This is a genomic window from Peijinzhouia sedimentorum, from assembly GCF_049340005.1.
GTDB lineage: Bacteria > Bacteroidota > Bacteroidia > Cytophagales > Cyclobacteriaceae > CAXBDP01.
Window position 1 is genome coordinate 208,519 of the sequence record NZ_JBMPIY010000001.1, and the last position, 11,917, is coordinate 220,435.

General features: G+C 37.6%; 10 protein-coding genes. 3 read left to right on the forward strand and 7 right to left on the reverse strand.

The features are described 5' to 3' along the window. Window positions 1-33: 33 nt before the first annotated feature. Window positions 34-762, reverse strand: coding sequence for a YceI family protein (locus tag ACOXY8_RS00990; protein ID WP_458329687.1), 729 nt, complete (start codon window positions 760-762; stop codon window positions 34-36). A gap of 109 nt (window positions 763-871) precedes the next feature. Between ACOXY8_RS00990 and ACOXY8_RS00995 the strand changes: the two genes are divergently transcribed. Then, complete coding sequence (locus ACOXY8_RS00995; RefSeq protein ID WP_458329688.1) at window positions 872-1,396, forward strand: gamma carbonic anhydrase family protein; 525 nt, start codon at window positions 872-874, stop codon at window positions 1,394-1,396. On the opposite strand, the gene tamL is transcribed toward ACOXY8_RS00995, so the two are convergent. Then, window positions 1,384-3,735 carry a translocation and assembly module lipoprotein TamL gene (tamL, locus tag ACOXY8_RS01000; RefSeq protein WP_458329689.1) on the reverse strand — a complete coding sequence of 784 codons (2,352 nt, stop codon included), beginning with the start codon at window positions 3,733-3,735 and terminating at the stop codon, window positions 1,384-1,386. The two genes, ACOXY8_RS00995 and tamL, sit on opposite strands and share 13 nt — an antisense overlap. 67 nt (window positions 3,736-3,802) lie before the next feature. Here tamL and ACOXY8_RS01005 point away from each other — a divergent pair, with 67 nt between their 5' ends. Continuing rightward, window positions 3,803-4,549 carry a TrmH family RNA methyltransferase gene (locus ACOXY8_RS01005; RefSeq protein ID WP_458329690.1) on the forward strand — a complete coding sequence of 249 codons (747 nt, stop codon included), beginning with the start codon at window positions 3,803-3,805 and terminating at the stop codon, window positions 4,547-4,549. A gap of 60 nt (window positions 4,550-4,609) precedes the next feature. Here the strand turns inward: ACOXY8_RS01005 and ACOXY8_RS01010 are convergent, their stop codons facing one another. The 3 genes from ACOXY8_RS01010 to ACOXY8_RS01020 form a co-directional block, all read right to left on the reverse strand. Further along, window positions 4,610-6,787: an acylase gene (locus ACOXY8_RS01010; RefSeq protein WP_458329691.1), complete on the reverse strand. Its 2,178-nt coding sequence runs from the start codon at window positions 6,785-6,787 to the stop codon at window positions 4,610-4,612. 106 nt (window positions 6,788-6,893) lie between these two features. Then, complete coding sequence (locus ACOXY8_RS01015) at window positions 6,894-7,982, reverse strand: PAS domain-containing sensor histidine kinase (RefSeq protein WP_458329692.1); 1,089 nt, start codon at window positions 7,980-7,982, stop codon at window positions 6,894-6,896. 70 nt (window positions 7,983-8,052) lie between these two features. Further along, window positions 8,053-8,490 (reverse strand): PH domain-containing protein, encoded by a 438-nt coding sequence (locus ACOXY8_RS01020; protein ID WP_458329693.1) that lies wholly within the window; start codon window positions 8,488-8,490, stop codon window positions 8,053-8,055. A gap of 177 nt (window positions 8,491-8,667) precedes the next feature. On the opposite strand from ACOXY8_RS01020, the gene ACOXY8_RS01025 reads away from it, so the two are divergent. Continuing rightward, window positions 8,668-9,162 (forward strand): hypothetical protein, encoded by a 495-nt coding sequence (locus tag ACOXY8_RS01025; RefSeq protein ID WP_458329694.1) that lies wholly within the window; start codon window positions 8,668-8,670, stop codon window positions 9,160-9,162. 89 nt (window positions 9,163-9,251) lie between these two features. Here the strand turns inward: ACOXY8_RS01025 and ACOXY8_RS01030 are convergent, their stop codons facing one another. After that, entirely contained in the window at window positions 9,252-11,486 is a 2,235-nt protein-coding gene (locus ACOXY8_RS01030) for a sodium-translocating pyrophosphatase (protein WP_458329695.1), read from the reverse strand. A gap of 126 nt (window positions 11,487-11,612) precedes the next feature. After that, window positions 11,613-11,912, reverse strand: a complete 300-nt coding sequence (locus ACOXY8_RS01035; protein ID WP_458329696.1) for a hypothetical protein — start codon at window positions 11,910-11,912, stop codon at window positions 11,613-11,615. Window positions 11,913-11,917 lie beyond the last annotated feature (5 nt).

An 11,917-nucleotide genomic window follows, 5' to 3' on the forward strand; every position in this document is an offset into this window, starting at 1 on the left:
ACCTTTTCAAGTATTTCTTTATGAAACTAAAACTTATCTAGCTACTAATTCGAAGCCTACATTCACAGTATTGTAAATGAAACCGTCTTTTAGTTTATCAGCTACGTTAGCTTCATTATTGTATTGTAAACCCCAATCAGTACGATTGATGTTGAATTTAGCAGCAGCTGCTACTTGTCCATCAATTACTTGCACTCGAGCTGGAAAAGTTATGTTTTTAGTAGTTCCTCTCATTGTAAGGTTACCAGAAACCATGTGAGTCGGATTGTCAATGATGTGTTCGTCAGCTTCCAGAGGTGTATTTTCTGTTTCGAACTCATCATTCACAACTAATTGTGTTTGATCATAAGGGCTTAATGAAGTGATAGTGAATTCAGCAGTCGGGAATTCTTCAGCACTGAAAAAATCATCTGACATTAAGTGACCTCTTAATTTACCGTGACTTTCAGAACCTTCTGGCATATCTAATACAGTAAGCGAAGTAATGTCTATCGTAAAGTTGCCGCCTGTGATTTCAGTCCCTTGTAATGCAACATTACCGTCCGTTACACTGATTGTTCCATTGTGTTTACCGGTTGGCTTGCTACCGATCCAAGTGATTTCGCTGCTCATAGGATCAACGCTTAGCATTGTTGCTTCTGCAGCTACTTCTTGTACTTCCTGTGCTTCGGTAGTTTCGGCTGTGTTTCCTTGGTTATCGCCACATGAGGTAAATGCAAACATTCCACCTACTGCAATAATCGCTAAAATTTGTTTTGTCATGGTTCTTTTTTTGTTTTGTATGATTTGTATTAGATGTTTATACATCAATTGTACGTAAAACGAATGACTCTTATAATTTGTTCAACTATTTGGTAAAATAATTTTTGGTATGGCATTAATAAAAAAGGTTGAAGGAATAAGCCCTGAGTTTGGTGAGAATTGCTATTTGGCTGAAAATGCTACAATAGTAGGAAAAGTGAAAATGGGCAAGGATTGCAGTATTTGGTTTAACGCAGTGGTACGGGGGGATGTAAATGATATTACCATTGGTGATGCAACTAATATTCAAGATGGTGCAGTGATCCATGCTACTTACCAAAAGGCAGCGACATATATTGGTAATAATGTATCCATTGGTCATAACGCTATAGTGCATGGTTGCACTATTCATGACAAAGTATTGATTGGAATGGGGGCAATTGTAATGGATAATGCTGTAGTGGGTGAAGGAGCTGTAATTGCTGCTGGTGCGGTAGTTACACAAGGAACTATTGTGGAGCCTAATTCCATTTATGCTGGAATGCCCGCCAAGAAGATAAAAGATGTCAGTTCCGAAATGGCGGCTTCATTTCTCCAAACCTCCCGCAATTATATCATGTATGCAGACTGGTTTAGGGACAATCAGAATGGATAGCCAATGGCAATATTCCAGACTGTTTGATTTTTTACTCCGAAAGGTCTTTTCCAAGATAGATTTCTGATTACCCATCTTTCGCCAGGATTTTGTGCTGGGTCATAGGTTTTAATCCCAGCATCAAACCTTAAAACCAAAAAATCGAAATCTAAACGCAAACCTAGTCCAGTACCAATGGCAATTTCGCTGAGAAAATCATCCGCATTGAATCTACCTCCTTCTACAGGTTCTGTTTTTACATACCATACATTGCCTGCATCTACAAATAAAGCACCTTGTACGAAGCTAAATAAATGCTGTCGGATCTCCGCACTAGCTTCAAGTAACATTTCACCTGGCTGCTCAAATCTGTAATCTGGCTTGCCATCTTCGCCACGGAATACAAAAGAGCCCGGACCTAATCGGCGTGGTGCCCATGCTCTAATACTATTACTACCACCCGCAAAAAAGTATTTTTCGTATGGAAGAACTTCACTGCCACCATAAGTCAATGCCAAACCAGAATTCACCCGCCAAGCAAATTGAGTTCCCCTGTTTATTGGAATATGGTTTCTATATTCTACTTGACCTTTTAGAAATTGAAATGGAAAAAGACCTAAATCATTTTCGATCACATTTCTATATAGATTTAAAAATGTACCTGTGCTTTCGAAATAGGCTCTAATCATTGAAGACTTCGTTTCCTTATTTCCGTAATTATTGAAATTGAAGATCGCCTGCGCATTCATATTACTAGAGAAGGAAGTCCTGAACGAGAAAATTAGGTTATTTCCTGCAGCCGCTAATTCATCCAATCTATCGGAAAAGTCGCCAGATTTAATTTGTGATTCAATTATACTTACATCTAACAAATTAACTGTGAAGCTATGGTTTTTAGAAGTAAGCCACTGATAGCCAAAAGAAGCGTTGATATTATTACGGTTATACTCAGGTCTATTGATATAATTAAATCCGGTAGAAAGTCTAGTTCGAGGATTTGTATTTCCAAAATATCTTGTGAGTCGTCGACCAAAGGGAATGGCAAAGCCAGGTAATGTTAGACTAAGATTTGCTCCATATTCTAAGCTTTTGTACACGCTTTCTTGAGTTGCCGCACCAGCTACACCTTCTACAGCAAACCTTCCGCTAAACTCTAATATACCAAGCGTTTTCAGCACGTTTCGATCTCTTACAGTGAAATTGACCATCGGACCTGGAAGTCCTTGTGTTACGTTGACGCCTGTTTCAGTCGAAATCTGCCATTTGGGTAATGGACTTGTATAAATAGTTGCAAGCATATTATTGCCTGTAGTATCATAAACTATATTGGCAAACTTGAATAGATCGAGATTAAAAAGCTGACGCTGAGTATTGAAAGTCTTCAATCTGCTATAGGGTTCATCGGGTCTTATTAGAACTCTGTTGTCCAATATTCGCTCGTTGTACTTGCGCTTATAGTATTGGTAGGTAATATCATTAAGCGTGTATGTTTCTCTTTCTCCAGTTAATCCAACATCTGCATCGGTAATAAATACTACGCTATCGACTTCAAAGTATTTATGATTCTTGCGGCCTTGTGGATTACTAATTTTTATTTCGGTAGCAATACCATTTTGCGTCCACGTTGAGTCAATATTGTATTCGATGTATTGTTTACTAAAATCAAAATAACCATTGTTACGAAGTAAATCTTCTAAGCGATCGCGTTCATTATTAAAAAGCTCTTGCTGATATCTTTGGCCTACTTTTAAAATTCGATTGTCATTATTTTCGAATACTAAGGTTCTTACCGCCGAGTCAGGAATAGTATAAAAAATACTATCAAGAGTGTATGGCTCTGTCTCATTAATGTTGAATGTTAAATAGAGCCGTTTTCCCTTTGTGGTTGTGTCATATTCAACAGTAGCATTGAAAAATCCTTCAGAAAAATAATGTAATCTGAGTTGTTCTTTACTGTCTTCTGTGAGTAGGCTGTCATAAATGGCGGGAGGTTCGCCTCTTCTCATTAGAAAATTACCCTCTTCCAATTTTCTTTCAAGTCGCTGAAGTTTGTTGTCACGTTTTCTTTCCAATTTCACTTCTTTTCGCGTATTGTCCCCTGCTTCTTCAATTTTGGCGTCATACTTAGCTTTTACATCTTCAATCTTTTGCTCAACCTTAGCTGTGTCGAAGCTACTTAAACCTACTTGATAAGACCATACTGGAATAGAAATGGGCAAAAGAGGAACTCTACCGTTGGGTTGTTGTAGTAATAAATCATCCAAATCCTCCGTGTCGAATGATTCATTGCCATTTATTTCCTGACTGTAAAGTAAATATTCGTTTTCTTTGAGTTGTTTTGTGCCGAGGCAGGAGCTCAATAGGATAGGTAATGAAAAAAGCAAAAGCCCATTTCGGAATAATGTAGTCTTGAAAAATTTATTTGCGATGATATCTAAGAATTTATTGAAATTAGCCAACTCTCTGCAATTAAAGAAATACAGAACCCAAGAGCAATCCTTCCTCATAGAAGGTGGAAAAAGTGTTCAAGAATTACTCAATTCTCATTTTAAAATTACACACCTATTTGTAACGGATGTATTTGCTCAACAGTTTGAAAAACAAATATCCGAAAATCCAGCTGAGCTTCATCTATGCAATGAGAAAGATTTAGAAAAAATCGGCACTTTCAAAACAAATAATGCTGCAGTTGCCATTGCAAAGATTCCCGCAAATGAAAAGTTTGAGATCAAGAACGAATGGGTTTTAGCCTTAGACGATATTCGTGATCCAGGTAATTTAGGTACGATAATACGAATTGCCGATTGGTATGGAATCACCAAAATCCTATGCTCAAGCAATACAGTGGATGTTTATAATCCCAAAGTGATCAATAGCTCGATGGGTTCGTTTTTGAGAGTAAAGCTTTTCTATACCGATTTAGCTGTGTATCTAAACCAATTAAATATACCGATTTTGGGTGCATTCTTGGACGGAGAAAATGCTCATAAAATCAATTATCCTAATGCCGGAGTATTAGTAATTGGCAATGAATCGGAGGGGATAAGCAGAGAAGTTGCCAAATTTATTTCTCAAAAAGTAAATATCCCTCGTTTTGGTGGAGCAGAATCATTGAATGCTGGAATTGCAACAGCCGTTTTGCTCGATAATATTGTAAAGTCCAACACTCAATAAAATGAAAATAGCTCTCCTAAATTGATTCAGAAGAGCTATTAATTCTTGCTTTTGATTTTACTATCTTTTTCCTGGCTTGTATGTTTCTTTAGCTCTGGCTTCTACATCTTCTTTGTAAAATGCTACATCCTTAAATTTCCCATTTCTATACAAATCAACCTGATCATCGAAATGAGGAGAATTAGGATCGCCGCTTTGTCCTCCCGCCAATAGGCTCTTAGCTTTCACTTTATCACCAAATTCAACTACAGCCACAAAGCTATTGCCATGCTGTCCGTAAATTTTCTTGGTATTTGATATTCCTCTACTGCCAAATGATGCTAATGCGCCCCAATTTGCAGATGCCATTCCGATTGGTGTGCTTGGTGCATCATCATCGAAATGAGGAATTGGCGAGCCGTCCAATCTTTGGTATCGGTTTATATCGCTCCATTGAGTATCCCATTTGCCAAAGTCTGTTTCAATTTTTTCTACAGCCTCAGCAAATATGCCTAATCTCTCAGCATAGTCTGTACTTGTACCAAAATAATTGAATCTCTCCATAGGGCTCAAGCCTTCAGGTCTTGGGCCTTTTTGCCCATAAATGGTTCCATAGTAATGTGCAAGTGACATCGCTACAGATTCCTCCGAAGTAGTCATGTCCCAATTGCGCAATACCTCAATCGGCTCTTTTAGATTCTCTGGTTTGTTTGCAGAGTTATCGTAAGCCTCAATCAAACCTGGAATCAAATACTCGAACCCCGGCAAATAAGGATCGTAGGCCGTTTCTATCAATTTATCCAAAGTATATCCACTACTACCGGTCAATACTTTGATGGCATGAACTCCTCTGAAATTCTCCGGCTCTGTGGCCATGTAATATGGATAATCTTCTGGCTTAGGACTGTATTCCAATGCAGCGGTAAATGGCGTGGAATTGCAATTTTGAATCCATCCATTGGCTGGATTTAACAATTGTATAGCTTCTGGCACTGGGTGAAGTCCTTTCCAATCAGTAGCCGGATTGCTGCCATCAACTGGTTGGGCATAGTCGAATTGCACGTTGCGAATTGGAATGAAGTTTCCTTGGAAATAAGCAATATTGCCATCGGCATCGGCATACACAGTATTGTTAGAAGAATTTGTGCGAATATCCATCATTTCCAAAAACTCCTCGTAGTTATCAGTTTTGGTTCGGATATAAGATTGCGATAATGCTTTGATAGGCTCCCACATCATCGCTGTAGCTACCCATTTGTCATCCATCTGATGTGTAATTGGTCCGTGATGAGTTCTATAAATAGGGAAAGTTTTCTCCTTTACGCTATCACCTTCTTTGTATTTTAGTGTTACTTCTTGTTCTTCAACCTCCCGCAATTCTTCGCCATATTGGTACATTTTCTTTCCATCTTGTTCTACAATGGTTTCTACAAATTCATCTTTCACATCTGTGTAAGAAGAAGTATGCATCCAGCCATTTTTTTCATTAAATCCTTGGTAAATAAAGAATTGCCCCCAAGTAACTGCTCCATAAGCATTAAGACCTTCTTCACTTACCATATGCACTTCTCCACGGAAAAAGAAAGAAGTATGTGGATTGATTAAAAGCATTGCATTTCCAGATTCAGTTAATTCTCCGGAAATAGCAAATCCATTTGAGCCTTGAGGTTCTTTAAGCCATTGCGCTGCTTCTAGCTCAGGTTCATTTATAGCGAGGGATTCATTGTCTTCATAGAAAGCTTGAATGCGACGTGTGGAAATTGATTCAATATCTCCGCCAATAGAACCTTCGGTAAAGTACATGGGCATCCATGGCTCAAAACGAGTAATTAAAGCTGGCTTCACTTCAGGGTGTGTATGCAAGTAGTAATTGATTCCTTCTGCATAAGCAATGCAAAGATCTTTGAGCCATTGAGGACTGTTTTCATAGTTTTCCTTAGCTTCTACTTCAGTCATAAACAGATTAGCACGCACGTCGCTATATAATGCATCAATTCCCTCAACTTCAGCCAAACGACCTGTGGCAACAATGTAATTGCGCTCAACTCTTGCAAAATCATCTTCGCATTGAGCATAGAGTAAACCAAAAACAGCATCTGCATCAGTTTTGCCATAAATATGCGGAACCCCAAAATCGTCGCGAATGATGTCAATCGTTTCCGCACGATTTTCCCATTGTGTAAGTTCAGGATCAGTTTGTGGGCTATTGCAAGCAAAAATTGTGATTAGCAATAGCAAGAGTAAAAGAAATCTTTTCATGTTTTAGGTTGGGTTTTTTAAGATTGATAAATATACCATCCATATTAACCCAAGCAAAACAGAATTTGATGAAGGAAATCTATAGAATTTGAGGCAAGGAAATTATTTAATCTACAAAGGACAACGTAAAGGTTGAACCTTTATTTACTTGGCTCTCAACAGATATTTTTCCATGTAGATTTATCAAATAATTATAAATTAAGTATAGCCCAATTCCTTTACTATCCTCGTGAGAATGGAATTTTTGATGAAGACCAAAAATCTTGTTTTTTGTCTTTTCTACATCAAAACCAAGACCCTTATCGCTAAATATTAATTCTGTATATCCATCAAATTTCCTCGTTCTAATTTTAATTTCTGGTGCTTGAAAAGCTTTGGAGTATTTTATAGAATTGGATATCAAGTTTAGGAAGATACTCTCCAAATAATACTTATTGAATCGTATAGTTGGTGCTAAGTCAAAATTGAAATCAATAGTGCATTGTGTATCCTTAATTAGTGATTTCAATGACTTTACCACTACATTAAATGCATCCTTGAACTGCAATTCCTCAACTGAAATTTGGCTTTCGGTCTTTTCAGTTAACACATCAGTATAGTGATTTAGACTCTTTTTAAGACCTTCTACAGAGATTTTAATCAATTCTAAAAATTCTAATGTTTCAATATCCTCAATTTTGGAATGATCAATTAATGAAAAAGCAGAAAGAAGATTATTAACTGGCGACCTCAAATCATGCGATGTCCTATAACCTAATTGCTTGATTTCTTTATTGATATGGGTAAGATGAGATAAAATGATGTTTCTATCTTGCTCTAATTTCTTCTTGTGAGTTACATTTTTCGCTATTGCATAAACCAGTTCGCTTCTCTCGTAGGGCATTGATGTCCAAGCCAACCAAACAACTTCGCCGGACTTTGTTATGTATCTATTCTCAAAATTTATTAAAGGAACCCCTTTCTTGATTTCATTTCGAAATTGGGATGTAAGTATTCTATCTTCAGGGTGTATATATTCATTAATAGGCCGAGCTTTCAATTCAGCCCAAGTATAGCCTATCATGTTGATGAAAGAAGAATTCACCTTTTTGAAGTATCCATCGAAACCTGCGATGCACATCAAATCAGGCGACAATTCGAAGAATAGATCTAAGTCTATTTGTGGATCAGAAATTTTCTTTTCTGAAGAGCTCATTTTCTCATATTAGTGATATCTTTTACGAAAAAGTCAAATAAGAATTTTAATTAGATTCTTCTAGGTAGAACTACTTTTTCAGTGTAATGCCTTTGTTAATCTTCTTTAATTCCTTTACAAATTCATCTGCAAGGAGAGGAGAGATATAAATTTCATTCCATTTACTATAGGTTATAATTAGCCCATTTCTTGCTAAAGCAGGTTTAGTGCCCGAGTACATGGTTTGATTTTGAGTAATTTTAATAATGCTTTTAATTGGAATAAAGCCTTTCATCGGACCTGATCTATAATAGATAAAACCATCCTTTATTTCATAATAAGTATGGAACCATATCCAGATAATAAAGCCAATTACGGCTAAACAAAATACATAAGTTGGAATAACTACACCAAGAGAGACATTATCACCGCCTTCCCAGTACAAAGAAGCCATGCTAAAGAGAATCAATAAGATCAAAATTATAAATATGATTCCATACAATGGGTCTCTTTTTGACTCGTATCTCATTTCTGTTTTTGTATTTTCAAGCATCGAAATTAGCTAAATTCCTCAACTCATTCAATCTATATTTTAGAAAAGTGAAATGAGCTGAAAGTATATATCATGAAAAAACAACTAATTAACTTGCGGGACAACTATGAATTGCGTTAATTTGGATTAATTAATAAGTTAATTTATCAAACAATGAAACACATTATCAGAGTTTGCCTTCTTGTTCTAATTAGTGGCAATTTGGCTCTAGCTCAAAAAGAAGCATTAACTTTTCAAGCGGCAGAAGCAAAGGGAATAAAAATAAGTGATTTGGATAAAGAGTATAAGAGTGCCTTACATTCCGATCCAACCTTGGCAGTATTCTCAAGTGATGAGGATCAAGTGAAGATGATGGATAGTTATAAAAAATTACTGTATGATTTAGGTAGCTATCTGAAAGAAAATAATTTTGATTGGGAAATACCGACGAAGTGCTTCAATAGAATTTACTTCAATCCTGAAGGAAAGATTGATTACTTCTTATTCAATTTCTTAGGTGCGGGAGGTGAAAAACCAAATGCATTAATGGAAGCTAGATTTCAAGAACTCTTGAATGGCTTTATTCAAGATTATCAATTTCCACTAAAGCCCGATATTAAATTTGCTCAATGCAGTCCAGTTACTTATATGCCGGCAGAGGGCAAATAATAAGTTACCAATAAATACCTAACCCTAAAAAGCAACAAAGCCGATCCCTCTGAATCGGCTTTGTCATTTATAGCATATAATAAATTTTCTTACTGGAAGTCAACTACTTCTAAAGAAGCATCTGCTTTTACATTATCCGTTTTTACAACTTCAATGCTTGCTGGCTCTAATGGAAGATTCGATTCAGTTGCTTCTGGAGTTACACTAATGTGTGGAGCAATTACCAATGCAACAATAGATGTCAATTTGATTAGAATGTTCATAGATGGGCCAGAAGTATCTTTGAATGGATCACCTACAGTATCGCCAGTAACAGAAGCTTTGTGTGCTTCAGAACCTTTGTATTCCATCTTACCATTAATCATAACACCTTTTTCAAATGACTTTTTAGCGTTGTCCCAAGCACCTCCCGCATTGTTTTGGAATATCCCCATCAATACGCCAGATACAGTAATACCAGCTAGCATGCCACCAAGTATTTCAGCACTAGAAGTCTCTGGAAATACACCTTTGAAACCAAAACCTACAACAACTGGCATTAGCAATGCAATAGCTCCAGGAGCAATCATTTCTCTGATGGATGCCTTTGTAGAAATCTCAACACATTTTTGATATTCTGGCTTAGCAGTACCTTCCATAATACCCGGAATTTCTTTGAACTGACGACGAACCTCCGTCACCATGTCCATTGCTGCTCTACCTACAGCGGCAATTGCCAAAGAAGAGAATATAAAAGGAATCATACCACCAAGGAATAAAGCAGCCAAAACTGGCGCTTTGTAGATATCAATAGAATCGATACCGGCAACACCAACGAAAGCAGCAAAAAGTGCAAGGGCTGTAAGAGCCGCAGAGGCAATTGCAAAGCCTTTACCTGTTGCAGCAGTTGTATTTCCAACGGCATCGAGAATATCAGTTCTTTCACGAACTTCAGGTGGCATTCCACTCATTTCTGCAATACCTCCTGCGTTATCTGCAATAGGACCAAATGCATCAATTGCCAATTGCATAGCTGTTGTGGCCATCATACCAGCAGCAGCAATAGCCACACCATATAATCCTGCAAAAGCATAGGATACAATAATACCACCACCCAATACGATGATTGGAGCTACTGTAGATTCCATACCTACAGCAAGGCCGGCAATAATATTAGTAGCATGACCCGTAGAAGATTGTTGGATAATTGAGTTTACAGGACGCTTACCCATTGCTGTATAGTATTCTGTAATTGCGCTCATCAAAGCACCTACAATCAAACCTGTAAATATTGCCCAGAATACATCCATTTGAGTAAACTCAAAACCACGGATGCTCATGTTTTCTGGCAAGATCGCCGTAACCACAAAATATGAAGCAGCAACTGTCAATACGATTGATGACCAGTTACCCATATTTAAGGCTCTTTGTACATTGCCTTGGTCAGATTTGATGCGAACGAAGAAAGTACCAACGATAGAGAATATAAGACCTAAACCAGCAATAATCATTGGTAAAATAATAGGAGATAGGCCTCCATAATTATCGGCTGAAGCATTTATCTCTTGCCCCAAAACCATTGAAGCAAGAATTGTAGCTACATAAGAACCGAACAAATCGGCACCCATACCTGCTACGTCACCTACATTGTCACCTACGTTATCTGCAATAGTTGCAGGGTTTCTAGCATCATCTTCTGGAATGCCTGCTTCTACTTTACCTACCAGATCAGCTCCTACATCGGCAGCTTTGGTATAAATACCACCACCTACACGAGCAAAAAGTGCGATTGATTCAGCACCCAATGAAAAACCGGCTAGTACTTCGATAGCGGTTTTCATTTCCACACCATTTAATGCGGCACCTTCAGGTACGAACATTTGATAAAATACAATGAATAGAGAACCCATTCCTAATACTGCAAGACCCGCAACGCCAAGTCCCATGACAGTACCGCCATTGAAAGAAACACGAAGAGCTTTAGATAATGAAGTACGAGCAGCTTGTGTCGTTCTTACGTTCGCTTTTGTAGCGATATTCATTCCTATATATCCAGCAAAGGCTGATAAGATCGCGCCGATTAAGAATGCGCCAGCTATAATTGGGTGAGAGTCTTCAACTAAAGTGCCGGAGTAGGCTAATAATAATCCTGTGATAACAACGAAGTAGCTAAGTACTTTCCATTCGGCTTTCAAAAATGCTAAAGCTCCATCGGCAATATAGCCTGCGAGTTCTTGCATGTTTTTTTCACCAGCTTCTTGCTTATTTACCCAAATGGCCTTTGCTATCATCACAGCAATACCTACCAAGCCCAGAGCAGGAGCAATGTAAACGATACTATTCATAATGGTTGATTAGTTAGATAAAACTATTTCGATTGGTTTGATTGTCATTTTAACCGAATTAAGCACTCGATTTTTTACAATCCGCAATATTAAAGTACTAAGAGCGATTTGCCAAATTCAAATTAATTATTCAGCCAAATTTGGGTCTTCAACATCAAGTTTATCTAGCGTTTCACCCAGAAATTGGGTTTTCAATTCTGATGAATTAATTCCTTTTTCATTTAGCCATTTACTAAATACAGCGGTATATCCATGGGTGGTTAATACTTGCTCAGCACCAGTCGCTTCAACCGCTTTGTTTAATCCATCCCAATCGGCATGGTCGGATAATATAAATCCACGATCAATAGCTTTTCTCCTTCTAGGGCCACGTAAATTCATCCAACCTGATGCAATGGCTGATCTGTAAGGTGTGAATTTTTTCATCCAAG